Here is a 23,793-nt window from a genome sequence, read left to right on the forward strand (position 1 = left end):
AATTATATATAATGAAACAAAATGAATTAACCCTATTGGGAGGGAAAACCGAGTATAAACAAGAATATTCACCTGAAGTCTTAGAATCTTTCAACAACAAACATTCTGAGAACGACTATTGGGTGCGTTTTAATTGTCCTGAATTTACAAGCCTTTGTCCAATTACCGGCCAGCCGGACTTTGCAACTATACAAATCGATTATATTCCTAATATAAAGATGGTAGAAAGCAAAAGTTTAAAATTGTACCTATTCAGCTTTCGTAATCATGGGGCTTTCCATGAAGATTGTGTAAATATAATTATGAAAGATCTTATCAAGCTAATGGCTCCTAAATATATAGAAATTACCGGATTTTTTACTCCCCGAGGAGGTATAAGTATACACCCTTATTGTAATTATGGCCAACCAGGAACTGAATATGAGGATTTAGCCAAACAACGTTTATTTAATCATTGATAAACTAATTATCTTAAATTTGAAATAGGTTAAAGACAACTCTAATTTTATCTTCAACCTATTTCATATCTAATAAATTCTATTTTCGAATTATTATTTTCCGATTTATAACTTGATTATCAAGAAGAATTTGTAAAAAATAAATGCCTGAATCAACATTGGAAACATCTAATCTTCCCTTATCAAAAGTATAAAACCGACGGCTCATTACAATACTTCCAGAAGAAGAAAGTAAATTTACAGTATAATTGTTTTGTGCCATTTGTCCATCAAAAACAATCTCTGTTGTTGCAGGATTCGGATATACTCTAAATAGTTTATCCAATTCAATACTCTCCAATGAAGAAAGTAAAGCCTCTCCTCCAAAAGAAAACTCTCCAATATTATTCGTTGCATCACACTCTTTTCCCAAGTTCATGTAATTTACGTCTACTTGCAATTTATAATTCCCGGAAATATAAGTCCACATCTCCGTCGAAGGATCTACTGTCATCAAAACAGATTCTCCCCCCACCAAATCTTTTTCATAGGCAACAGAATTACAAAAGATTTATCAAAATATAAAAACACCAGTCTATTTTTTGTTTAGATTTTTCTCAAAATTGTTTTCATATATCAGTTGATTTTTACTATCATACAATTTTACATAATCAACAGCACCACACCCTTTAAACCTCAAAGTAATTTCATTTGCTCTACCTAAACTATTTTCATAAACAGTATTTAAAATAGGTTCATCGTCAAAATAGAATGTAGTTTCTCGGTCAACTACTTGAATACGCATAATATGCCAATCAGATGTATCAAAATTATATTTCCTAAAATCATATTTATCTCCAGTAATTATTTTCTCTTCACTAATGAATTTTATATATGAATAACAATTTTGATTAATAGAAAAGCCATGAAGTCCCGTATCAGAAGAAAACACATCATAGCAGGGAATTCCATGATCTTCTTTTGAATTTCTTACACGAGCCTCAACCATAAAATTATCTCCGTCAACTAATCCCTCTTTGTAATAGGTATAACTGATAAATAGCTTATCAGTTAAAATATTTTTAGGGATATCCTGAATCGGCATACTAATATACCCCTTCTCTGTATATACATCATCAAAAGACCGTGTACAAAAAGTATCTACATTGTCAAAATTGGGAATTATTATATTAAAATCAATAAATAACTACATATTAATAAAATAGAAACCGGAGATGAGAATTTATTTTGTACCTTTAACATCAAAAAATATTACTTATGAAAAACAAGCCTGGTTATCGTTCTTTTCTCTTTTTATTATTAGTATTTATCCTTTCCAATTGCCATACACGAACAAAAACTGTCTGGCTCGACGAATTAGATATATCAAATGCTGATCAAGCTACCGGTATAGCACGTAGTAACCAGTCTATGTGGCAAACCCCACTAACCATTGCCGGAGATACCTTCAAACGAGGAGTAGGGACTCATGCATCCGGAATACTCCGCATAAATCTTGATGGGAAAACGGAATATTTTTCTACTATGGTCGGTATAGATGATTCTGCACCCCAAAACGAATTAGCACAAGCCTCTGCAGAATTTATCATTATAGGAGATAATAAGGTATTATGGAAAAGTGGGATTATGCATGGTGGAGATAAAGCCCTCAAGACAGAAGTAAATACAAAAGGGATAAAATCACTTATCCTTTGTATTGACCATTGTGGTGACGGAATTTCAGGAGACCGTACCAACTGGGTAAATGCCCGCTTTGTTTTTCATGGAGACACCCCATATACAATAAAAAGACCTAAAGAAGCCGAATATATACTTACTCCTCCAGAACCGAAAATACCCCGTATAAATGCTCCCTACATACATGGTGCACGTCCAGGAAATCCTTTTCTTTTCAATTTACCTATTTCTGGAGAACGTCCCCTCAATATAACAGCCAAGAATCTCCCTAAAAGTCTACATTTAGATGCACAAACAGGAATAATAACAGGTACAGCTCCTAACACCGGAGAATACATAATAACTGTCACTGCAGAAAATAAATATGGTAAAGATACCCATGACATAACTATAAAATCTGGGAATAAAATATCACTTACTCCTCCAATGGGATGGAATAGTTGGAATGTATTCGGAGCAGATATAGATGACAAAAAAATACGAGAAATTGCAGATGCAATGGTCGAACTGGGGTTACCTAAATATGGGTATACATATATAAACATCGATGATGGCTGGCAAGGAAAACGGGGAGGAAAATATAATGCCATAATGCCTAACGAAAAATTCCCAGACATGAAAAATTTAGTAGAATACATACATAAAAAAGGGCTCAAAATAGGGATATATTCCTCTCCCTGGGTACAAACTTTTGCCGGATATATAGGCGGAAGTGCCGACACACCTGACGGAAAAATAAATAAATCTGAGAGACGAACCGGAGCATATTCTTTTGCAGAAAACGATGTAAAACAGTGGTGTGAATGGGGCTTTGACTATCTAAAATACGATTGGGTTACAAACGATGTGAAAAATACAAGTGAAATGTCAAAGCTTTTAGCTCATTCAGGGCGAGATATTGTATTCAGTATTTCCAATGCTGCGCCTTTTGACCTTGCCAATAAATGGGCAAAGCTAACTAACGCATGGAGAACAACGGGAGATATCCATGACTCCTGGTGTAGTATGACGACTATTGGCTTTTTGCAAGACAAGTGGCAGCCTTATGCTGGACCTGGACATTGGAACGACCCTGATATGCTAATCGTAGGTAAAGTTGGATGGGGAGATGAAATACGGACTACCGGACTTTCTCCTAACGAACAATATACTCACATTACTTTATGGAGTATATTGGCTGCTCCACTTCTTATCGGATGTGACTTGCGGCTTATAGATGACTTTACCCTAAATTTATTAAAAAATAACGAAGTAATTGCTGTCAATCAAGATCCTGCAGGAATACAAGGACATAGAGTTTATTTCGATGAAGAAAAACAAATTGAAGTCTGGGCCCGCCCACTTAATGATGGCTCTTGGGCTATAGGGCTATTTAATTTAGGAGAAGAACAACAGTCTATATCTATTACATGGGACAAACTTTCCATTTCTGGGAAACAAATAGTCCGTAATTTATGGAAACAAAAGGATATGGGTATATTTGACAACGGATATACGGCAAATGTTCCGTCACATGGCACAATATTCATTAAAATAACTCCATACAAATGAAAACTTATTTCCTCTCATTGCTCTACTTCACATTGGGTACAATAGCTCTTCATGCCCAAAATTTTATAGAGATTCCATTGTATGAACCAATCCCTAATAGTTCTAACGTCGATATACCTTTCATCCATGTATATTTTCCCCCAATAAATAATGGAGCAGCAGTCATCATATGCCCTGGTGGAGGTTATAAGTATCTTGAAATGGACAAAGAAGGTAATGCATATGTCCCATGGTTTAACAATCAAGGATTGGTTGCAATTGTCCTTAAATATCGTTTACCTAATGGACAACATAAATGTCCATTACAAGATGCTCAAAAAGCCATGTAAATTATCATATCCCATGCTAAAGAATGGAATATTGATATAAAAAAAATTGGAATTATGGGCTCTTCTGCAGGAGGGCATTTAGCTGCTACATTATCGACCCACCACACAATCCAAAATCGTCCTGCTTTCCAAATACTTTTATATCCTGTAATTTCAATGGATACAACAATAACACATCTTGGCTCCTATCATCAACTATTAGGAGCCCATCCATCAAAAGCACTTGTCAATCTATACAGCAACGAATTGCAAGTAAACACTCAAACTCCTCCTACATTTATCACACTATGCCATGATGATAAAACAGTCTCCCCAGAAAACAGTATTCGTTATTACCAAGCCTTATTACAAAATAATATTTCCGCTGAGATGCATATATATCCAAAGGGTGGCCATGGCTTTGCTTTTAATGAAAATTTTAAATATATCAATCCCCTGCTAACATCATTAAAATATTGGCTATCCAACACATTAAAAAATTTATAAGTAGTCATTAAATAAATACTCCTCAAATATTTCGGGTTCTTTGAGGAGTATTTTATTTCAATCCACCATCTTATCTTTTGTTATTATTCCTTTTTCAATAATTTCATCCCCCAACTATTCGCCTTTTGCCATTGTTCCGGGAAAGTCCAATGTTCGGTTTGAGGAATAATAAGCAGCTTTTTAGGGGCGGTAATTACATTTATTGCAGAATAAACAGTTGTCGGAGGACAGACCATATCATTGTAACCAAATGAATAAAATCCCGGAACTTTAATTTGACGCGCAAAATTTACCACATCATAATATGATGCCACTTTTACTTTTTGGTCCAATACATTAGAATTAGAGACATTACCATTAAACAGATGTGGCCAACCTCCAGCTCTACCATGTAAATATCCTGTCAAATCGGAAAGAGCCGGATAGTAACAAATTAGACCTTTTATACGATTATCTAACCCTGCAGTAACAATTGCTAAAGCCCCCCCCTTGACTTCCTCCTTCTATGGTTGTTTTCATCGATTCCTTTTCCGTAGCATGAGAACAGACCGAATAAACAGGCAACAACACAATAAAGAATAAAACCCAATAACAATTTTTGTTCATGTACAATTTTAATTTATTAGATTAAGATTAAACTGAAAGACTTTATCTTACCCAATTTTAATCTTATTACATTTTTGTCTCTTTCTCTGTTACAAAAGAACTTATTACTTTCAAATATTAAATTGAATTTTGTACACAAGTAGTTTAAATCTGTACATATTTCCTAATAAACAAATACACAAGTCTATATAAAATTATAATATACTAAAAAAATACCCCATAGAATTTATATTAAAAACTCTATGGGATATTCTTTATTTCCTATAAAATTTCATTGCAACATCATATTCTTATCAATTCATAGTCTCGAGTTCCAAGTCCAATTTTTTCAGCATGTTCAAGACCCGCTTGCCAATTTGTATCAGGATGCATTAACTTAAATTTATCCACTCCTTCCAAATGCTCATGCTGATGTTCTTCAAATAACTTACATCCTTGAATTGCCGGAGCATTCATTACCATATCGGCACAAGCTGCATCTAATGCTACAGGATCAAATGAAGCAGCAATTCCTAAATCAGGGACTATAGCCGCATCATTGTGATTCCAACAATCACACTCCGGCGAGACATTCATAATAAAACTAACATGAAAGTTTGGTTTATCTTTTAAAACAGCCAATGTATATTCTGCAATTTTGCAATTGAGCCGTTCTGAAGTATCACCTTCTCCTAATACTACTGCATCGTATTGGCACAAAGCCACACATTGTCCACAACCAACACATTTATTATAATCAATCTCGGCTATATGATTTGAATTTAAATGTATAGCATCATGAGCACAATGCTTTACACAAATATTACATCCACGACAATTATCCTTATCTACAACAGGGGCAGAAGCCGAATGTAGCTCCAATTTCCCGCCCACACTTGCACATCCCATTCCTAAGTTTTTTAATGCTCCTCCAAAACCTGTCTGTTCATGTCCTTTAAAATGATTCATTGTTACAATCACATCAGCATCAGCAATAGCTGCCCCAATTTTTGCAGTCTTGCAGTATTCCTGCCCTATCTCAATTTCGCTATAATCTGTTCCCTTCAATCCATCTGCAATAATCACTTGGCATTGAGCCGATATAGGATTAAAACCATTCTCCATTGCACTTTGCAAATGGTCAACTGCATTCGAACGCCCTCCAGAATATAATGTATTACAATCTGTAAGAAAAGGTTTAGCACCTAATTCCCTTAATAATGAAGCCATACGTGCTGCATAATTAGGCCGTATATAAGCTAAGTTTCCCGGCTCTCCAAAATGAATTTTAATCGCAGCAAACTGATGATCAAAATTAATATTTGCTATTCCTGCTTTTCGAACTACTAATTCCATTTTATCCAACAGATTTCGACGTGGAGTGGTATGCAAATCTGTAAAATAAACTTTAGACGATTCCATAAAGTAAGTTTTTAAATGTTATAATATCCCTTTTGTGTATCTACCTTGCCATGTATCTCTTTCTTTCATTTTTTTCAATAATCGTGCTGTAAATTCATAATTCTTAAGACCCCACTGTGGAGCAATCAACAAATCTTTTGGAGACTGTGACACAAAACGTTCGAGAACAATACCTGATCGCAAATATTCCATAAAATCGATTACTACATCAATATACTCATCTACATTGTACAAATGAAACCATTCGGGATGTTCTTCATATTGATGTGCCATTCGAGTATGTCTTATCAGTTGTAACTGGTGTAGTTTTAACGTCGTCAGAGGTAAGCGGGAAAGCTGTACGGCATGGGAAATAATTATATCTCGAGACTCATGAGGTAAACCTAATATCATATGTGCCCCAGTCATAATGCCGGCTTTAGCAGTCCGTATAATCGCTTTCTCTGAGTCTTCATATGTATGTCCTCTATTAATAAACTTCAGTGTACTATCATTGGTAGACTCAACTCCATATTCTATTAAAACAAACGTTTCTTTGGCTAAATCTGATAAATATGAAAGAAGTTCATCTGACACACAATCTGGGCGCGTTCCAATAATGATGCCTACAACACCACAAATGTGCAAAGCTTCTTCATACTTTTCGATTAATAAATCTATCGAATCATATGTATTTGTATAAGCCTGAAAATAAGCCAAATATTTCATTTCAGGATACTTTTTCCCGAAAAAAGAAATCCCTTCTTTTACCTGTTCCGTAACAGATTTTTCCGTATGACAATATTCAGGACTGAAAGTTTGATTATTACAATACGTACAACCTCCCCAACCTTTTTCTCCTGTCCTATTTGGGCAAGTAAATCCCGCATTTATAGAGATTTTTTGAACTTTAAATGGGAATTGCCGTTTAAGAAATGTTCCAAAATCGTAATAATACATCTTATTCATTGTACATAATCATCATTTTCCAAATTCTTTATAAAACTCAGCTACAGCAATTATACCTTTTTCCATTATCTCAATTTGCTGGTTTTCATTTGGAGAATGTATTGCATTTGATTCTAAACCAAATCCCATCAACAATGATTTTACACCCAAAATCCTTTCAAAATCCGCAATAATAGGAATACTCCCTCCTCGCCGAACTGCCAAAGGACGCTTACCAAAAGCTTTTTCATAAGCTCTTTCTGCAATCTTATAAGCTGGCATATCTATAGGACACACATAGCCATCTCCTCCATGCATCGGGGTTACTTTTACCGTAACATAATCAGGTACTACAGAATAAATATAATCAATAAACAATTGTGATATTTTTTCATGTTGCTGATGTGGGACAAGACGACAAGACATCTTTGCGGTAGCTTTTGACGGCAACACCGTTTTGGAACCTTCTGCCGTATAACCTCCCCAAATTCCACACACATCAAATGTAGGACGTATTGCTGTACGTTCTAATGTCGAAAAGTCTTTTTCTCCAAATAAAGCTTTCACACCAATTGACTCTGCATAATCTTTATCATTATGGGGAACTTCTGCCAACATTGCACGTTCGGCAGCCGACACCTCCTCGACATCATCATAAAAATGAGGAATCGTAATATACCCGTTTTTATCCGTTATATCTGCAATTATCTTGCATAAAACGTTAATAGGATTAGCAACCGCTCCACCAAAAATACCGGAATGAAGATCTCGATTAGGGCCAATTACTTCGACTTCCCAATAGGCAAGACCACGCAATCCTGTTGTGATAGAAGGGACATTTTTCCCCACCATACTGTTATCTGATACCAAAATAATATCAGATTTCAACATCTCCTTATGCTCTGCACAAAATTCGGCTAATCCAGGGGAGCCAATCTCTTCACCCCCTTCAAATAAAAATTTCACATTACAATGCAACCATCTTTCTTTCAAAGCAATCTCAAAACCTTTAACTTGCAAAAAAGACTGGCCTTTATCATCATCAGCTCCACGAGCCCATAAACGCCCGTCACGTATGACCGGCTCAAACGGATTAGTATCCCATAAGTCTAAAGGTTCCACTGGCATAACATCATAATGAGCATACACTAAAACGGTGGGAGCAGAAGGGTCTATTATTTTTGTAGCAAATACAACAGGATTTGATGATGTCTCCATTATCTCTGCTGTATCAACTCCTGCCGATAGCAGCAATTTTCTCCATTGTTCTGCACAAGCTCTCATATCTTGTTGATGTTCAGGTTGAGCACTAATCGAAGGGATACGAATCAGAGAAAACAGCTCATCGTAAAAACGTGTTCTATTCTTTTCAATATATTGTTTAGCTTCCATAATATCAAATGTGTTTTGTTTTATTCAATAAATAATGATCAAGTATTACTATAGCAGCCATAGCTTCAACGATGGGGACTGCCCGCGGCAACACACAGGGGTCATGCCTTCCTTTTGCTTTCAAAATCACTTCTGCTCCACTTTTATCCAGAGTCTGTATATCTCTCAGTATTGTTGCCACAGGTTTGAAAGCTACCCGGAAATAAATATCTTCGCCATTAGATATTCCGCCCTGTATTCCACCAGAATTATTCGTCAATGTAGATACTCGACCATCTTTTTGTACAAATACATCATTCATTTGTGAGCCTCTATATTGTACTCCATCAAAACCCATTCCATATTCAAATCCTTTGACCGCATTTATTCCTAACATAGCTCCTCCTAACTCTGCATGCAACTTATTAAAGACCGGATCGCCTAAACCTACAGGCATATTCTGTATAACACATGTTATCACTCCTCCAATTGTATCACCAGCTGCACGGACCTCATCAATCAATGCAATCATTTTGGCGGCCTTTTTCTCATCTGGACATCGAACAATATTTTCTTCTATTCGAGACAAATCATACTGGCGATAATCTTTTGACAAACTTATATTTCCAACTTGTGAGGTAAAAGCTTTTATATCGATAGACAACTCTTTCAAGACAAGCTTCGCCAACGCTCCTGCTACACAACGTGCAATTGTCTCTCGAGCCGAAGATCGTCCTCCTCCCCGATGGTCTCGGATTCCATACTTTTGGGTATATGTATAATCTGCATGCGAAGGTCGAAACGTTTCTTTCAGATTATTATAATCGGAGGAATGCTGGTTTTCATTATAAATAACAAAACCTATCGGAGCTCCAGTAGAATATCCTTCATATACACCAGACAAAAATTCTACTTTGTCATTTTCTTTCCTAGGTGTTACAATAGAAGATTGCCCTGGACGACGACGATTCAACTCATTCTGAATAAAATCATATTCAATTTTTATTCCAGCAGGCATACCATCTATTACTCCACCTATTCCCCTACCATGAGATTCACCAAAAGATGTCAATCTGAATATGGTTCCAAATGTATTCATTTATAATACGTTTATTATTCTAAGAGTAAAGGTACATCTTTTTTCCGAATCATCAATTAATTTATAACATCCACAGAGTATAATTCATGCTACAAAGTATCAGAAAAGGAATAAAGAAAAATTTTTTACTTAAAAAATATACATAAATATGAACATAGTAATCAAAATTTAGGTAATTTTGATTTATCAATTCATAAGATAAATTAGATTTTAAATATCTAACTAAAAAATAAGTAAGAAATGAAAAAAGTAAAATTCATGGCCGTATTATTGTCTGTAGCCATCTTATTTACGGGTTGTGGGACAATGAACAACACAGGTAAAGGTTCTCTAATCGGCGGTGCCGGTGGAGCTGCAGTAGGAGCTGGAATAGGTGCTCTAATTGGAAAAGGTAAAGGCGCAGCAATCGGTGCAGCTGTGGGTGCAGCTGTCGGAACTGGCGCAGGCGCTTTAATTGGGAAAAAAATGGATAAGCAAAAAGCGGAGCTTGAAAAAATACAAGGAGCAGAAGTAGAAACTGTTACTGACACAAATGGCCTAAAAGCTGTAAAGGTAACCTTTGCTAGTGGCATATTATTCCCAACAAACGGGACTACTCTCAGTTCTTCGTCTAAAGCTGCTCTCAAAGAGTTTGCAATATCGCTTATCAATAATCCCGAAACAGATATAACAATTTGGGGGCATACTGATAATACCGGGACATTAGCTGTAAATGAAAGAGTGTCAACACAACGAGCACAAGCTGTCGCAACATTCTTGAACCAAAACGGAATTCCCAACAGTCGTATGACTACGGCTGGGAAAGCATATAATGAACCTGTAGCAGATAACAGTACTGCCGAAGGTCGTGCACAGAATCGTCGAGTTGACATTTATATTACTGCAAATGAAAATATGATAAAACAAGCAGAAAACGGAACATTACAATAAGCTTATACTTCACAAAAGAATTTAACCATTTAAAAAAAAGTGTTAGTAAGAATTAAGTTTTTACTAACACTTTTTTTTATGAAAAAATAAAACTATATTTGTTATGTTTCAATGTATTCTCTCTTAGTTGCACTGAAAAAGAGAATAATATGTTAATCAATACATTTTATCAATTATGAAAACATCTTACTTATTTCTAGCTGAAGGTTTCGAAGAAACAGAAGCTACAACCATAGTAGACATGATGCGGCGTGCTGGTATGCCTATAAAAACAGTATCAATCACATCTCAAAAAGAAGTTAAAGGTGCACACGGTATAGCCATTATAGCAGATATGCTATACGAACCCCAAAACATTGTTGATATTGACTGGCTTATACTACCAGGAGGCCTACCAGGAACAACACACTTGGGAGAATTCAAATTACTTAGACAATTATTAAAAAACCACGCTTCTGTCAAGGGAAATATCGCAGCAATTTGCGCAGCTCCATCAGTTTTAGGCGATTTAGGCTTATTAAACGGAAAGAATGCAACCTGTTACCCAGGCTTCGAATCCCACTTAGCCGGAGGAACTTACACAGCAAAAGCAGTAGAGGTATCCGATAATATCATAACAGGTAAAGGACCAGGGATGGCTATTGCATTCACTCTTGCAATCATCGTGAAAAGTCTCGGAAAAGATAAAGCTCACGAAGTGGCTCAAGGCATGCTACTCAATGAATAATTGGAACTTCAAACGTATAAAACATAGGGGCTGATAAAAAATATCAGCTCCTATGTTTTATATTATCATTCAATTTTTTCACTCTCCCACATTTGCCACTCGTGTTACCAAGATTTTATCAATACGGGCACCATCCATATCAACTACTTCTATTTCAAAATCTAACCAATGCAATTTTTCTCCAGTACGGGGAATATGCTCTAATCTTTCCAAAATGAGCCCGCTAACTGTATTATAATTATAATCGGGGTACAGTTCTTCTAAATCATAGTATGCCAAAAAATCATAAAAAGAACATTGTCCGTCAACTAATACGGACCCATCTTCTCTAACTACAATATCCGGAGCTTCTTCCGCATCCGGCAATGTACCAATAAGAGCTTCCATAATATCACTTGATGTCACAATGCCCTGTATACTTCCAAACTCATCAGTAACCAAAGCATATTTCAGTCGATTCTGGCGCATCTTATCCAAAGCATTATAAACACTCAACGTCTCTGGCATATAATGGGCAGGACATATCACCGTACTTATATCAAAATCAGAAGATTCTATCTTTCCAAAAATATCTTTTAAAAAGACAACACCCAAAACATTGTCCAGCTTACCTGATGAAACAGGATACACATGATACATATCCTCAAGAATCGTTTTATTCAACTCTTCCCGAGACATATTCATATCGATCCACACCAAATCATTCCGGTGTGTCATTATCGAACCAATATTCCTGTCACCCAGATTAAATACCCGCTCAACAATATCTTGCTCTACCTCCTGAACCTCGCCATCTTCTGTTCCCTCCCGAATTATTGCTTTTATTTCATCTTCTGTGACTTTATTTTCTTCACTATTTTTATCTAATCCCAACAAGTGCATTACTATTTTTGTGCTTTTTGATAATAACCAAACAAAAGGTGAAGCCAATAACGACAGTAGATTCATCGGCCGAGCTACAAGCTTAGAAACCTTTTCTGCAAAGGCCATTCCTATTCGTTTAGGAACCAGCTCTCCAATAATTAAAGTCAAATATGTTACAACCACTACAATAATAACTTGAGCAACAACTAAAGTATATGCAGATGGAATAAAAGAGGAGAGTATCAATGCAAAAGGGGCAGCTAAAGATTCTCCGGAATACAAACCAGTAAGGATACCAATCAAAGTAATACCAATCTGTATGGTAGATAAAAAACGATCTGGCTCATTAGACAAGTTTAATGCAGTTTTAGCAGCAAGGCTTCCTTTCTTAGCATCTGCTTCAAGACGAGATTTACGAGCCGAAACTAATGCGATCTCTGACATCGACAAGACACCATTCATCAAAATAAGAACAATAATAATAAAAATTTCCATTTTTGAGTAAATACAAATTTATTCAGGCTTAAAGATAAAATAATTAATGCAATATATATATGTTATGAGCAAAGAAATATTGTAAAAATAATAAAATATCATCTTTCGACCTTTACAGTAAGAAATATTCATTATTTATTGTGTATTAGCATTTTGTTTGAAAAATAATTCCGATATTTGCAATTTAACGTCCGAAAATACGGCTTACCAATTTAAAAATATAAGGTTTGACTTTTTTAAAAAGAGAAAAAGCTATATATTTGCAAGCCAAAAAATTAATAACATAAAGTATAACATAATCATAACAAAATTGTAAAAAAATGACTAAGGCAGACATTGTAAACGAGATTTCAAAGAATACCGGTATTGAAAAAGCAATTGTTCTTGCAACAGTGGAACAATTCATGGACACCGTAAAAGGCTCGTTAGCAAAAGGAGACAACGTTTATTTAAGAGGTTTCGGTAGTTTTATCGTTAAGAAAAGAGCACAAAAAACTGCCCGCAATATTTCAAAAAACACAACAATCATTATTCCCGAGCATAATATTCCGGCATTTAAACCTGCCAAAACATTCATGGGAGAAGTTAAATAACTAAATCAGTTATATAGTATTAATATTTTAAACGCATAGAATCATGCCAAGCGGAAAAAAAAGAAAAGGACATAAAATGTCCACACACAAACGCAAAAAAAGACTGAGAAAAAACAGACATAAGAAGAAAAAATAATGTCTGTATACTCTACAGTTTTATTAAGAGTTTTGAAGAACAAACTTATAAGAAAAGGTCTTTTCTAAGTTTGTTCTTTGTGCTTTAATAAATAAGCATAAAAAAAACACAGATTTTAACACCAAATTTTCGGAACCTAAAAAAATTTAACAGTGTCCAACGAATTAGTAGTAGATGTCCAACCTAAAGAAGTTTCCATTGCAATTCTCGAAAACAAACGTTTAGTAGAATTGCAAAAAGAAGCTCGAAATATATCATTTTCGGTAGGCGATATTTATTTAGGAAAAGTCAAAAAACTTATGCCTGGACTAAATGCTGCATTTGTAGATGTAGGTTACGAAAAGGATGCATTTTTACATTATTTAGACCTAGGAGCACAATTTAATTCATGTGCAAAATTTGTAAAACAATCTTTATCTGATCGTAAACGGATATTATCAATCAGCAAATTCAATACATTGCCCGATATTGATAAAGAGGGAACGGTCAGTGATATCTTAAAAGTAGGACAAGAAGTTTTAGTCCAAATTGCCAAAGAACCTATTTCGTCCAAAGGCCCTCGCCTCACTGCTGAAATATCTTTTGCCGGACGTTTTCTCGTACTAATACCATTTGCCGACAAAGTATCGGTATCTCAAAAAATAAAATCCAGCGAAGAAAAAGCTCGGTTAAAACAGTTGATCCAAAGTATAAAACCTAAAAATTTTGGAGTTATCGTACGTACCGTAGCAGAAAATAAAAGAGTAGCAGAACTGGATAATGAGCTCAAAACATTAGTAAAATGCTGGGAAGACTCTCTGTTAAAGCTTCAAAAGGCCAAAACTCCATCTCTAATATTTGAGGAGACGGGACGAACAGTCGGTGTAATTCGCGACATATTCAACACATCTTTCGAAAGTATACATGTCAACGAAGAAACCGTATTCCAACAAATTTATAATTATGTAAGCCTGATAGCTCCTGAACGCAAAGATATTGTAAAACTATACAAAGGTGATTTGCCCATCTTTGACCACTTTGCAATAACTAAGCAAATAAAATCTTCATTTGGTAAAACAGTATCATTTAAAAGCGGAGCATATTTGATTATAGAACATACAGAAGCTTTACATGTAATTGACGTCAATAGTGGTAATCGTTCAAAATCAACTTCTGACCAAGAAAGCAATGCTATAGACGTAAATATGTATGCCGCAGAAGAAATTGCCCGCCAGTTAAGACTGCGGGATATGGGTGGTATCATTGTTATCGATTATATCGATATGCAAGACCCAGAGAACCGTCAAAAGCTATATGACCGCATGAAAGAGCTAATGGCAGCAGATAGGGCAAAACATAATATCCTACCATTAAGTAAATTCGGACTGATGCAAATAACAAGACAACGTGTACGTCCGGCTCTTGATATCAATACTAATGAAGATTGTCCTACATGTTTTGGCAAAGGTACTATCCGCCCCTCAATTTTATTTACAGATCGGTTAGAAGATAAGATTGCATACATGGTCAATAAACTCAAGATCAAAAACTTCTACTTACATGTGCATCCTTTTATTGCAGCATTTATCAATCAGGGATTTTTCTCCCTTAAATGGCAATGGAAATGTAAATATACATTTCATTTTAAATTAATACCGGATCAGTCACTTGCTTTTCTCGAATATAAATTTTACAATAAAGAAAAAGAAGAGATTGATTTAAAAGAAGAAATTGAAATAAAGTAGTTAATAAAGATTTTATTTTTATTATGTAATAAAAAGTAAAAGCCTGAAAATTAAAAATTTTCAGGCTTTTACTTTTTCACTTTATTCTTTCTTTTCTATAATAACAATAAAAATAGCAAATAAATATAAACTACTTTTACACTATTAAATCAGAATATCTTATTTAGGTAACTGGTCCAATGCGGCTTTTATGTCAGCACTTTCTGGAGATACCTCCAGCACCTTATTCCAATACTTACGAGTCTCAGGGAAACCTTTCACATTACCTGCATATTCTTTTAAATAATTATAATATCCTAAATACTTATAACATTCTACTAATGCAGATTTACTTGAAGTATCTTTCTCTAAAAGCACCATAGCTTGTTCATAATATGGTTTAGCTAAACCTTGTTCCGTCTCAGGATCAAGACCTGCATTTGCCCGAGCACGCCACAAGAAACCACGATAATCTTCAGGGGCACGTTCTGCAACAAGAGTAAATAAACTATCTGCTTCCATGAAATAAGCATTCTTCACAGCTAATTCTTCTGGAGTTGTAGAAGGGGCTGTACTTCCTGCCCGATAATAAATACCTCCTAATGAAAAATAATCCATAGTAGAAGCTTCTCCTGTACGTTTCATATACTCTTTATATGCATCAGCACTTTTACCATATTGTCCTGCCATACGATAAGCGTCACTCAAATCTTGGTAAAGTTGTACATTAGCAGTATCTACTTGCAAAGCTTTTTCATACAAAGGAATTGCTTGGTCTGCTTGCTTATTCTCTATCAATATCGCCCCATACATCACGTAATCACGACTGGTAAATCCTGGATTATCCAATGTCGGCATAAACGTCTTTGCAGCTTCAAGAGCTTTATCGTATTGTTTAAGCTCATTATAATTATACATTGCCAAACGTTTCAACACAAAGTTATTGGGATCCTTCTTTAACAGCTCATTTACCAAAGCCAGCGATTCATCATATTTTTTGTCAAAGAACAACAACGCAGCATAACGAGGTTGATCGGAATCAAAATGATTAGGATTAGCCATATATTGAGCATATGCATCTACAGCTTTTCCAAACTGATTATTTTTATAATAAGCCTCAGCCAATTCACGTTGCATGATAGCAGAATTGGGAGCCAAAGCTTTCAAATCTTCTAATTTCTGTATAGCAAGTGTTGAATTAATCGGGAAATAAATATTTGCATACTTTACATAAGCAGGCACGCAATTTACATCAAAACTGATTGCCATCTCATAATATCCACAAGCATCTCCATACTGCTTTTTATCTACAAGCATATCTCCTTGGAATAAATAAGTTTCTGCAAATTTCTTATCTGCATCAATTGCTTTATCTAAATATTTCTGATATTCTGGCATTACATTTTCATAATAAGCCTTAGCAATAGCCAACTGAACAGCAGGATTTTTCTTATTCGCTTTTTCTTTTAATATTTCCTTAAAAATAGATTCAGCCCCCTTAGTATTAGATTTTAACATCAATTTAGCTTCACCTATTTTATTAAAAGGATAGAGAGGATCAATCTTTATACCTTCTTTATAATAGTACATTGCTGAATCATTTTTCTGCATGCCCGAATATATTTCTCCCAAATAATAACAGGCCTCTGCTTTATTTGTGCTAGCATCGTTAAATGTTCGTTGCAAAATTATTTTAGCACGATCCGGCTGCCCTGATTTAAAATACTCTATACCATCGGCATAACTGGCTGCCGAAACTTTCATAGTCATCCCTCCTACAAAAATCAGCGATGAAAGTAATAGGAATTTAATCTTCATAACTTAAACCTTATTTTAATTATTATAATTCATCTCTTACATTGACAATCCGGATGGCCTGCGTTGCAGGAACCATTCCAGCTTTTAAAATAATACGTTGTCCTTTATCTGACGATACAAATGTCGTAAAACCTGTGGGTAGACCACTTCGAGGATCAGTAACAATTATATATACATTCCGAGTCAACGGATAAGTTCCCATTGCTAAATATGCTTGATACGGCTTATAGCTATTTGCTAAAGTTGCAACATCATCTGCCGTAACATTCATAACTGTAATCTTGTCAGAAAAAGAAAGATTGGTCGTATCACTTTTATTACCAATCCAACTCGCACCAATTACGCCAATAGCATTCTGGTCTTGAGCAACATAATCAATCACCCCAGAATTACTTTTTTGTGCTCTCAAATCAGGGGATAATGGTTTCCCTTGACATATAGAATCTATAGCAAAACGCACTGTACTGGAATTAGCATTATCAAATACTAATTGTATCTTACCCAAATTTGATTTCGGATATATTTGATTCCAGTCTGTTATTTCTCCTGTCAGAATTTTACGAATATCAGATACTCGAATCAACGAATCTGGATTCTGTTTATTTATAATCAAAGCGATACCATCAGTCGCAATCTTTACAGTCTTAGGAAACAGTTTTTTACTATTCAACGCAGCCTCTTCTTCCTTTGTAAGACTACGTGTCGTAACAGCCAAACGTACACTGTCACGAATAAGCATCGTAATAGCTTCTACTTCACTAACATATTCAGGTACAATTCCTGCATCAGGATATGTACTCTCAAACACATCAATCTCTTGTTGTATTATAGGTGCAAAAGTTTCATCTGCACTAATTCTGATAACACCAGACGTAGGTGTATCTTGCTTCTCTTTTGGAGAAGTATTGCAGGAGACAATTCCAGCAACGCACATCACTGCCACTAACGGCATCCACCTTTTCAAACGGAATATCATAGAAGGCCTCCTTTCTATTTTTTATAAGCTTTTACCTGACGGTAAGCTCGATAAACTCCATATATCAAAAATACTATTCCTATCGAATAACGAAATGCCGGTGAAAAATTTTGTTCAAACAACGGAGTAAACACTAGTAAATAGGCCATTCCTAAATAAACTATAATCATAAATATCCCGAATATATATCCCGGATTTAATCTTCTCGGAGCATCATTTCTCCCGGTCTTTTCCATTTTCTCTTCCATAGGCTTGTATTAATCTAAAATACCCGCAACCCAAACATCCAAAAAAGGATACAGGGATTGCGGAGTATACTATATCATGTATCTTGTATATAAACAATTCAAGATTACATAAGTTTAAACATAACCGGTACGGTGAAATAAACGGCTACATTATTACCATTTTGTTTTCCAGGAATCCATTTAGGCATCGATTTTATCACACGAACAGCCTCCTTATCGAGAGAAGAGTCTACCCCCCTCAATACTGTTACATCCTGAATTTCTCCTGTTTTTGATACCACAAAACGTACAATAACACGACCTTGTATACCATTTTCAGCAGCAATTACAGGATATTTCAAATGATCCTGAATATATTTCATCAACTCAGCGTCACCACCAGGAAATTGAGGCATCTGCTCAACGGCCTGATAAGGAACCTCTTTTTCTTCTTTCGGAGCTTCCGGTCTTACAACTTCTTTAAAATCGGCAATATCAGCACCATTGATTTCGTCATTACCCTTTACGTCGGCAATAGAAATAGCAACTTTATCATTTTTTGCCAATTCATCTTGAGATTTTATCTCATCTTCCTCACTTACTTCTTCGTCCTTTTTGATTACGGGAGCCGTAAACTTAATAGAACTTTTCAAAGGAGGAGGAGGAGGAGTCTCCGGAGCAAGAGGTTTTAAATCCTCATTTTTCTTTACTTCAGCTTCAGGAAGTTTCGACAATGTCGTAACCTCTGTCATAGCCTCTTCTACTTTTTCGGGAGTTACGAAACGAATCAAAGCAGGAACAGAAAACGCAATAACAGCAACAACTATAATTATAATCATAGCTATATTATGACGTTTAGGCGAACTTTGACGTAATTCAAAAGCGCCATAAGCTTTATTCCTACCTTCAAAAACCAAATCGCACCACTCTCTCGAAGTTAAATCTATTTTAGCCATTTCTTCTACTTTTTAGTGTCATTAGTTTTTGTTACAATTTTGATTCATCAATTTGCCCCGTCAGGGCTCCTTTTTGTTTCAAGTTATCAATTAAGAATTCATCTCCTTCTGTCAGGTCCACGATAGCATATTTGCTAATACTACAAATCTGCATCTCATCAAGAGCATCAACCAGGTTCTTATAAGTAGCATCATCAGTAGCTTTAATCATAACAACAGGCGCAGTTTTAACACCTTTAATTTCTATAGCCTGTTCGTCATATTGTTCGTCTGTGATCTCCTTATTGAGCTTCTTTTTCTTCAATTCTTTAATCTTTGCGACTATATCTCTATTCCGATCAAGTAACAAAGCCCGTAAACCGTCAGCATCATACGTTGTAACCTTTAATGATGTGTAATCATTATAATCGGGTAATCCTACATAATAATACACCTTATCATCTTCTCCCAATATTAACGTAATAGCTCGAGATTCTGCAACTTTAGTTTGATCTTCTTCTGTAATCTTCTTATCATTGGATGGCATACTAATTTCCATAGTCTGCGGTTTACTCAATGACGTACAGAGCATAAAGAATGTAATCAAAAGCATGTTCATATCGACCATCGGGGTAAAGTCTACCCGGATATTCATTTTTTTCTGTTTACCCTTCTTTCCCCCCGAGTCTTTTTGTTGTACTTCTGCCATAATGGTTCAATTTAATTTTCTGCGGGTACGCTTTTAAGTGTCGTAATCAGATTATAACGATTTTCTCGTATATCCTGCAAAGAAGTCATGATATTCTTAATATTAGGATACGGGGTCGCTTGGTCTGCTTTAATTGCAATTCTCAAATCCGGGTTCTGCGCACGAGCCGCTTTCACCCAAGCTTTAAACTCATTACTAGGATTTGCTGTAGTATCAATGGGAATACCATAATCCTTCAACAAACGATCCTGATCATCCGTAGGAAGATCCAAAAACGCAGGCATCTGCTTGATAGGAACTCCAAACGAATTGATAAGTTTAAATTTATTTACTTGTTCAGGAGTAAAATTGACATTGTACTCTTTACTTAATTCCTCTAATACCGCTACCCGATCTTCCTGTTTATCCAAGCTCATAAAAATCTTTCCTTGAGGATCGACTAATATTTGAAGGATATTAATCTCGGGAATCTTAATCTCCGAGACCGAAGCAGGAGTAGCCACCTGCACAGGTTCTTTCTGCACGAAAGTAGAGGTCAACATAAAGAATGTAAGCAAAAGTACAGTCACGTCACTCATCGCGGTCATGTCAATGAGCGTACTCTTCCTTTTTACTTTTACTTTTGGCATAATTAATCGTTCCTTTCTTAATTAATTATTTATGCGTAGCAGCGTAAGTTTGGACAATTGTAAATCCAACTTCATCGATACAATAAGTAATTTTATCGATTTTGCTAGTAAAGAAGTTGTAAGAAATTACAGCCAAAGCACCAGTTGCGATACCGAAAGCCGTATTTACAAGTGCTTCAGAAATACCAGTAGACAATGCTACAGAGTCAGGAGCACCCGCATTAGCCAAAGCAGCAAATGACTTGATCATACCTAACACAGTACCCAGCAGTCCGACCAAAGTTCCTAAAGTTGTCATAGTTGCTACAACTGCAAGATTTTGCTCTAAACTCGGCAGTTCCAATGCAGTGGCTTCTTCTACCTCTTTTTGAATATAAGACAATTTTTGTTCTTTGGTCAATGTATCGTTACCCTCCATTTCAACATATTTGTTCAATACAGAAGTAACAACATTAGCAACTGAACCTCCTTGTTTGTCACAAAGATCCTGAGCCTTTTGTATATCACCAGCAGCTAAAGCATTTTTAATATTCTGAACAAATTTAGTTAGATTACCTTTTCCTTTAGCTTTAGAGATAGCAAAAGCACGCTCAACACTCAATACCAATACGGTCAATAATAAAGTTTGAAGAACTGGTACAATGATACCTCCTTTATAAATAGTACCTAACATATTTCCAGGCAGTGGATGACCGGAAGGATCTCCATTCATAAAGTTGTCAGGGTTACCCAAAACAAATTGAAAAATACAAAGGGCAACAATGAAACATCCTACGATCACCAAGAATGCAGACTCAATGCCACGAAATCTTTTAACTTTTTTTGTTTTTTTAGTTTCCATAATAAAAAAAATTCTAAGTGGTTGACTGTTAAATTAAATTAGTTTGATAATAATTGTAAATCCGTCTTTCAAAACAAGCCTCGTTTTTTAAGAAGCTTTAGTCTTTTTGTTTTTAGTTTAAATATAAATTTTACGCTTGTTTCATCCATTATCAGCATCCATGGTATCTCATGTGTATTTCAAACAGAACATTAAACTCTCATTTTTACATTTTATACTACATCATATAAGAAAAACGAAAGTTTATCTTTTTAATTGTATTCTGCCTGATATTTTATAAGAATATCCCCTGTTTGCACAATAATCCAATAAACATTTGTGCGTCAAATGTAGTACAATATTTTCAGATAAAAAAATAATGTGCTTTTTTTTGATGCCCCTTTAAACCGCGGTTTTATTGTTTTTATAGTTAAAAACACACTAAATTGAAATATTCAGCCAATACTTTTTTTAAAGCTATAATAAAACAATGTTAATTGCAAATTCTTATTTTACAATCATTCAATAAATTAACGTCACAATTACATTTCTCCCATCTAAACAGAGAAAATATATATTAAACAAGTTGTTAAAAATAAAAAAGGTGCAAGAAATATTTTTATTAATTATCCAGATTGTTTACTATATTTGCGGCATGAAGAGGAATACATCATCAATATTTTTTTTATGCCTTGCTACATTTATAATGTTGGCAATAGCCGTATTACCTCATCATCATCACGACAACGGTATGCTTTGTTTACAAGCTTTTGCTACAGAATCCGTTCCGACAGATACTCAAAATTGCCATAAGGTACCTTGCGATGACAATTGTATTGCAAAATTCAAACAAGCAGAAAGAATCCACATATGCCATGTTTCGTGCATTCATATCCAACCTGTACAGACAGTATTTAACTTATCAGAAATTCCTACTGGTCCTATAGAAACCAACATTACCGATTTTCTCAATTGTTCGGTATATGTAGAACAATTACATGGAATTCTATTATCCCACTCTTCCGGGTTAAGAGCTCCTCCTCATTCCATTGGGTAATTTGAACATACGTAATTATTATGTATGTACATTTTTGTATCTGCGAGATACAAAGACTATTGATATATTCTCATTACTAATTTACAATCAATTACACAATGGAAAAAATTTTCTTATATCTTATATTATCGGCTTACATATTAATAAGTTGTAACCATTCTACATCTTCACACTCCAATCAAGCAGACAATGATATCCACAATCATAAAACAGAAGAGGCTCACTCTGACGAGATTATTCTACCAAAAGAAAAAGCACAGGCATCAGGAGTCAAAGTAGAAACTATTGAACCTAAGAATTTTAATCAAATTATAAAAACAAGCGGGCAAATTTCTGGAGCACAAGGAGATGAAAGTACTATAGTAGCAACCGTTCCTGGAGTTATAGCATTTGGCAAAACTCGAATTGTCGACGGAAGTTATGTAGCTGCAGGAACAACTTTAGCCTCCATTTCTTCTAAAAATATAGTAGACGGAGACCAAACGGAAAAATTGCGTATTGCTTATGAAAGTGCAGAAACCGAATTGAAACGAGCTAATTCCCTTATTAAGGATAAAATAATATCCGAAAAAGAGTACAATCAAATTAAACAAAATTTTGAAACAGCTCGTATTGCATATGAAGCCACAGGAAACAGATTAGGAGTGAAAGGTGTAACAGTCATATCTCCAATAAGTGGGTATATCAAAAATAAATTAGTGAACGAGGGTGATTATGTAACAACGGGACAACCTCTTTTAAGTATATCTCAAAACAAAAAATTAATTCTTCGAGCCGATTTATCAGAACGAAATTATAAAGCATTACCTACTATTCGGACTGCAAATTTCAAAACCCCTTATGATAATAAAATATATGAGCTCCCCCAACTAAACGGACGAATGGTCTCATATGGAAAATCTTCAGGTAACAACTCATTCTATATTCCTGTCACTTTTGAATTCGATAACAAAGGCGATATTATCCCGGGAGCATTTGTTGAAGTATATCTGTTATCAGCTCCTATTGAAAAAGCTCTTGTTCTCCCCATAACATCACTCACAGAAGAGCAGGGAGCCTATTTCGTATATATACAATTAGACGAAGACGGATACAAAAAGCAGGAAGTACAAATAGGAGACAACAATGGTAAAGATGTACAAATATTATCAGGAATTAAAGCCGGTGACCGAGTAGTTACAGAAGGAGCTTACCAAATAAAACTGGCAGCCAACAGCAATATAATACCTGAAGGTCATTCTCACAGTCACTAATATCATTAAAGGAAAA

Annotated in this window: 24 protein-coding genes and 1 pseudogene; 10 read left to right on the top strand and 15 right to left on the bottom strand. The window is 35.2% G+C overall.

Features of this window, described 5'->3' with window-relative positions; translation table 11 throughout:
• Positions 1 to 11 precede the first annotated feature (11 nt).
• Positions 12 to 458, top strand: coding sequence for a preQ(1) synthase (gene queF / locus Cop2CBH44_RS08765; RefSeq protein WP_021930616.1), 447 nt, complete (start codon positions 12 to 14; stop codon positions 456 to 458).
• Between the two features lie 79 nt (positions 459 to 537).
• Here queF and Cop2CBH44_RS08770 read toward each other — a convergent pair whose 3' ends face one another.
• Both Cop2CBH44_RS08770 and Cop2CBH44_RS08775 read right to left on the bottom strand, forming a co-directional pair.
• The gene (locus Cop2CBH44_RS08770; protein WP_200754659.1) at positions 538 to 951 is read right to left on the bottom strand and encodes a T9SS type A sorting domain-containing protein; all 414 of its coding nucleotides are present in this window, start codon (positions 949 to 951) and stop codon (positions 538 to 540) included.
• Positions 952 to 1,032: 81 nt separating this feature from the next.
• Positions 1,033 to 1,542: a hypothetical protein gene (locus Cop2CBH44_RS08775; RefSeq protein WP_021930614.1), complete on the bottom strand. Its 510-nt coding sequence runs from the start codon at positions 1,540 to 1,542 to the stop codon at positions 1,033 to 1,035.
• Positions 1,543 to 1,715: 173 nt separating this feature from the next.
• On the opposite strand from Cop2CBH44_RS08775, the gene Cop2CBH44_RS08780 reads away from it, so the two are divergent.
• The 3 genes from Cop2CBH44_RS08780 to Cop2CBH44_RS16725 are packed head-to-tail and all read left to right on the top strand — an operon-like array spanning position 1,716 to position 4,501.
• Positions 1,716 to 3,686, top strand: coding sequence for an NPCBM/NEW2 domain-containing protein (locus tag Cop2CBH44_RS08780; protein WP_200754660.1), 1,971 nt, complete (start codon positions 1,716 to 1,718; stop codon positions 3,684 to 3,686).
• Complete coding sequence (locus tag Cop2CBH44_RS16720; protein ID WP_416336735.1) at positions 3,683 to 4,015, top strand: alpha/beta hydrolase family protein; 333 nt, start codon at positions 3,683 to 3,685, stop codon at positions 4,013 to 4,015. Before Cop2CBH44_RS08780 ends, Cop2CBH44_RS16720 begins: the two co-directional genes overlap by 4 nt.
• A gap of 6 nt (positions 4,016 to 4,021) precedes the next feature.
• The gene (locus Cop2CBH44_RS16725; protein WP_420838993.1) at positions 4,022 to 4,501 is read left to right on the top strand and encodes an alpha/beta hydrolase; all 480 of its coding nucleotides are present in this window, start codon (positions 4,022 to 4,024) and stop codon (positions 4,499 to 4,501) included.
• Between the two features lie 83 nt (positions 4,502 to 4,584).
• Here the strand turns inward: Cop2CBH44_RS16725 and Cop2CBH44_RS08790 are convergent.
• From Cop2CBH44_RS08790 to aroC, 5 genes and pseudogenes are all read right to left on the bottom strand, one after another.
• Positions 4,585 to 4,992: pseudogene (locus Cop2CBH44_RS08790) on the bottom strand (acetylxylan esterase); the annotation flags it as partial.
• Between the two features lie 397 nt (positions 4,993 to 5,389).
• Positions 5,390 to 6,508: a DUF362 domain-containing protein gene (locus Cop2CBH44_RS08795; RefSeq protein ID WP_200754661.1), complete on the bottom strand. Its 1,119-nt coding sequence runs from the start codon at positions 6,506 to 6,508 to the stop codon at positions 5,390 to 5,392.
• 18 nt (positions 6,509 to 6,526) lie between these two features.
• Complete coding sequence (gene mnmL, locus Cop2CBH44_RS08800) at positions 6,527 to 7,456, bottom strand: tRNA modification radical SAM protein MnmL/YtqA (protein WP_200754662.1); 930 nt, start codon at positions 7,454 to 7,456, stop codon at positions 6,527 to 6,529.
• Positions 7,457 to 7,468: 12 nt separating this feature from the next.
• Positions 7,469 to 8,827, bottom strand: coding sequence for a dipeptidase (locus Cop2CBH44_RS08805; RefSeq protein WP_200754663.1), 1,359 nt, complete (start codon positions 8,825 to 8,827; stop codon positions 7,469 to 7,471).
• A 4-nt stretch (positions 8,828 to 8,831) separates the two neighbouring features.
• On the bottom strand, positions 8,832 to 9,905 hold the full coding sequence (aroC, locus tag Cop2CBH44_RS08810) for a chorismate synthase (protein WP_021930590.1): 1,074 nt from the start codon (positions 9,903 to 9,905) through the stop codon (positions 8,832 to 8,834).
• A gap of 240 nt (positions 9,906 to 10,145) precedes the next feature.
• On the opposite strand from aroC, the gene Cop2CBH44_RS08815 reads away from it, so the two are divergent.
• Both Cop2CBH44_RS08815 and Cop2CBH44_RS08820 read left to right on the top strand, forming a co-directional pair.
• Positions 10,146 to 10,835 carry a YiaD family glycine zipper/OmpA-like lipoprotein gene (locus tag Cop2CBH44_RS08815; RefSeq protein ID WP_021930589.1) on the top strand — a complete coding sequence of 230 codons (690 nt, stop codon included), beginning with the start codon at positions 10,146 to 10,148 and terminating at the stop codon, positions 10,833 to 10,835.
• Positions 10,836 to 11,010: 175 nt separating this feature from the next.
• Positions 11,011 to 11,562, top strand: a complete 552-nt coding sequence (locus Cop2CBH44_RS08820; protein ID WP_055097016.1) for a DJ-1 family glyoxalase III — start codon at positions 11,011 to 11,013, stop codon at positions 11,560 to 11,562.
• A 78-nt stretch (positions 11,563 to 11,640) separates the two neighbouring features.
• Here the strand turns inward: Cop2CBH44_RS08820 and Cop2CBH44_RS08825 are convergent, their stop codons facing one another.
• Positions 11,641 to 12,921, bottom strand: a complete 1,281-nt coding sequence (locus tag Cop2CBH44_RS08825) for a hemolysin family protein (protein WP_021930587.1) — start codon at positions 12,919 to 12,921, stop codon at positions 11,641 to 11,643.
• Between the two features lie 320 nt (positions 12,922 to 13,241).
• Between Cop2CBH44_RS08825 and Cop2CBH44_RS08830 the strand changes: the two genes are divergently transcribed.
• Together Cop2CBH44_RS08830 and Cop2CBH44_RS08835 are read left to right on the top strand one after the other, a co-directional pair.
• On the top strand, positions 13,242 to 13,514 hold the full coding sequence (locus tag Cop2CBH44_RS08830) for an HU family DNA-binding protein (RefSeq protein ID WP_021930586.1): 273 nt from the start codon (positions 13,242 to 13,244) through the stop codon (positions 13,512 to 13,514).
• A gap of 288 nt (positions 13,515 to 13,802) precedes the next feature.
• Positions 13,803 to 15,374, top strand: a complete 1,572-nt coding sequence (locus Cop2CBH44_RS08835; protein WP_021930585.1) for an Rne/Rng family ribonuclease — start codon at positions 13,803 to 13,805, stop codon at positions 15,372 to 15,374.
• Positions 15,375 to 15,533: 159 nt separating this feature from the next.
• Here the strand turns inward: Cop2CBH44_RS08835 and Cop2CBH44_RS08840 are convergent, their stop codons facing one another.
• The 7 genes from Cop2CBH44_RS08840 to Cop2CBH44_RS08870 form a co-directional block, all read right to left on the bottom strand.
• A complete protein-coding gene (locus tag Cop2CBH44_RS08840) occupies positions 15,534 to 17,171 on the bottom strand; it encodes a tetratricopeptide repeat protein (protein WP_021930584.1) in 1,638 nt (545 codons plus the stop codon).
• Between the two features lie 22 nt (positions 17,172 to 17,193).
• Positions 17,194 to 18,147, bottom strand: a complete 954-nt coding sequence (locus Cop2CBH44_RS08845) for a PstS family phosphate ABC transporter substrate-binding protein (RefSeq protein WP_021930583.1) — start codon at positions 18,145 to 18,147, stop codon at positions 17,194 to 17,196.
• Between the two features lie 14 nt (positions 18,148 to 18,161).
• Positions 18,162 to 18,395 carry a hypothetical protein gene (locus tag Cop2CBH44_RS08850; protein WP_021930582.1) on the bottom strand — a complete coding sequence of 78 codons (234 nt, stop codon included), beginning with the start codon at positions 18,393 to 18,395 and terminating at the stop codon, positions 18,162 to 18,164.
• Positions 18,396 to 18,499: 104 nt separating this feature from the next.
• Positions 18,500 to 19,330, bottom strand: coding sequence for an energy transducer TonB (locus tag Cop2CBH44_RS08855; RefSeq protein ID WP_021930581.1), 831 nt, complete (start codon positions 19,328 to 19,330; stop codon positions 18,500 to 18,502).
• 31 nt (positions 19,331 to 19,361) lie between these two features.
• Positions 19,362 to 20,018, bottom strand: a complete 657-nt coding sequence (locus Cop2CBH44_RS08860; protein ID WP_021930580.1) for an ExbD/TolR family protein — start codon at positions 20,016 to 20,018, stop codon at positions 19,362 to 19,364.
• 11 nt (positions 20,019 to 20,029) lie between these two features.
• Entirely contained in the window at positions 20,030 to 20,647 is a 618-nt protein-coding gene (locus Cop2CBH44_RS08865; protein ID WP_021930579.1) for an ExbD/TolR family protein, read from the bottom strand.
• A gap of 25 nt (positions 20,648 to 20,672) precedes the next feature.
• Positions 20,673 to 21,488 (bottom strand): MotA/TolQ/ExbB proton channel family protein, encoded by an 816-nt coding sequence (locus Cop2CBH44_RS08870; protein WP_200754664.1) that lies wholly within the window; start codon positions 21,486 to 21,488, stop codon positions 20,673 to 20,675.
• A gap of 634 nt (positions 21,489 to 22,122) precedes the next feature.
• Between Cop2CBH44_RS08870 and Cop2CBH44_RS08875 the strand changes: the two genes are divergently transcribed.
• Both Cop2CBH44_RS08875 and Cop2CBH44_RS08880 read left to right on the top strand, forming a co-directional pair.
• Entirely contained in the window at positions 22,123 to 22,524 is a 402-nt protein-coding gene (locus Cop2CBH44_RS08875; RefSeq protein WP_157256082.1) for a DUF6769 family protein, read from the top strand.
• A 98-nt stretch (positions 22,525 to 22,622) separates the two neighbouring features.
• Positions 22,623 to 23,777: an efflux RND transporter periplasmic adaptor subunit gene (locus Cop2CBH44_RS08880; protein WP_200754665.1), complete on the top strand. Its 1,155-nt coding sequence runs from the start codon at positions 22,623 to 22,625 to the stop codon at positions 23,775 to 23,777.
• The last annotated feature ends 16 nt before the right edge of the window (positions 23,778 to 23,793 follow it).

The sequence above is a fragment of the Coprobacter secundus subsp. similis genome (assembly GCF_015097275.1).
Taxonomy (GTDB): Bacteria; Bacteroidota; Bacteroidia; order Bacteroidales; family Coprobacteraceae; genus Coprobacter; species Coprobacter secundus.

What these genes read in the sequence shown, in the direction of transcription:
- mnmL (WP_200754662.1), bottom strand. Translation starts at nt 7,456, where the DNA reads ATGAATAAGATGTATTATTACGATTTTGGAACATTTCTTAAACGGCAA.
- Cop2CBH44_RS08825 (WP_021930587.1), bottom strand. Translation starts at nt 12,921, where the DNA reads ATGGAAATTTTTATTATTATTGTTCTTATTTTGATGAATGGTGTCTTG.
- aroC (WP_021930590.1), bottom strand. Translation starts at nt 9,905, where the DNA reads ATGAATACATTTGGAACCATATTCAGATTGACATCTTTTGGTGAATCT.
- Cop2CBH44_RS08870 (WP_200754664.1), bottom strand. Translation starts at nt 21,488, where the DNA reads ATGGAAACTAAAAAAACAAAAAAAGTTAAAAGATTTCGTGGCATTGAG.
- Cop2CBH44_RS08770 (WP_200754659.1), bottom strand. Translation starts at nt 951, where the DNA reads ATGACAGTAGATCCTTCGACGGAGATGTGGACTTATATTTCCGGGAAT.
- Cop2CBH44_RS08880 (WP_200754665.1), top strand. Translation starts at nt 22,623, where the DNA reads ATGGAAAAAATTTTCTTATATCTTATATTATCGGCTTACATATTAATA.
- Cop2CBH44_RS08820 (WP_055097016.1), top strand. Translation starts at nt 11,011, where the DNA reads ATGAAAACATCTTACTTATTTCTAGCTGAAGGTTTCGAAGAAACAGAA.
- Cop2CBH44_RS08775 (WP_021930614.1), bottom strand. Translation starts at nt 1,542, where the DNA reads ATGCCGATTCAGGATATCCCTAAAAATATTTTAACTGATAAGCTATTT.
- Cop2CBH44_RS08805 (WP_200754663.1), bottom strand. Translation starts at nt 8,827, where the DNA reads ATGGAAGCTAAACAATATATTGAAAAGAATAGAACACGTTTTTACGAT.
- Cop2CBH44_RS08850 (WP_021930582.1), bottom strand. Translation starts at nt 18,395, where the DNA reads ATGGAAGAGAAAATGGAAAAGACCGGGAGAAATGATGCTCCGAGAAGA.
- Cop2CBH44_RS08840 (WP_021930584.1), bottom strand. Translation starts at nt 17,171, where the DNA reads ATGAAGATTAAATTCCTATTACTTTCATCGCTGATTTTTGTAGGAGGG.
- Cop2CBH44_RS08865 (WP_021930579.1), bottom strand. Translation starts at nt 20,647, where the DNA reads ATGCCAAAAGTAAAAGTAAAAAGGAAGAGTACGCTCATTGACATGACC.
- Cop2CBH44_RS08845 (WP_021930583.1), bottom strand. Translation starts at nt 18,147, where the DNA reads ATGATATTCCGTTTGAAAAGGTGGATGCCGTTAGTGGCAGTGATGTGC.
- Cop2CBH44_RS08780 (WP_200754660.1), top strand. Translation starts at nt 1,716, where the DNA reads ATGAAAAACAAGCCTGGTTATCGTTCTTTTCTCTTTTTATTATTAGTA.
- queF (WP_021930616.1), top strand. Translation starts at nt 12, where the DNA reads ATGAAACAAAATGAATTAACCCTATTGGGAGGGAAAACCGAGTATAAA.
- Cop2CBH44_RS08815 (WP_021930589.1), top strand. Translation starts at nt 10,146, where the DNA reads ATGAAAAAAGTAAAATTCATGGCCGTATTATTGTCTGTAGCCATCTTA.
- Cop2CBH44_RS08855 (WP_021930581.1), bottom strand. Translation starts at nt 19,330, where the DNA reads ATGGCTAAAATAGATTTAACTTCGAGAGAGTGGTGCGATTTGGTTTTT.
- Cop2CBH44_RS08875 (WP_157256082.1), top strand. Translation starts at nt 22,123, where the DNA reads ATGAAGAGGAATACATCATCAATATTTTTTTTATGCCTTGCTACATTT.
- Cop2CBH44_RS08795 (WP_200754661.1), bottom strand. Translation starts at nt 6,508, where the DNA reads ATGGAATCGTCTAAAGTTTATTTTACAGATTTGCATACCACTCCACGT.
- Cop2CBH44_RS08860 (WP_021930580.1), bottom strand. Translation starts at nt 20,018, where the DNA reads ATGGCAGAAGTACAACAAAAAGACTCGGGGGGAAAGAAGGGTAAACAG.
- Cop2CBH44_RS16720 (WP_416336735.1), top strand. Translation starts at nt 3,683, where the DNA reads ATGAAAACTTATTTCCTCTCATTGCTCTACTTCACATTGGGTACAATA.
- Cop2CBH44_RS08830 (WP_021930586.1), top strand. Translation starts at nt 13,242, where the DNA reads ATGACTAAGGCAGACATTGTAAACGAGATTTCAAAGAATACCGGTATT.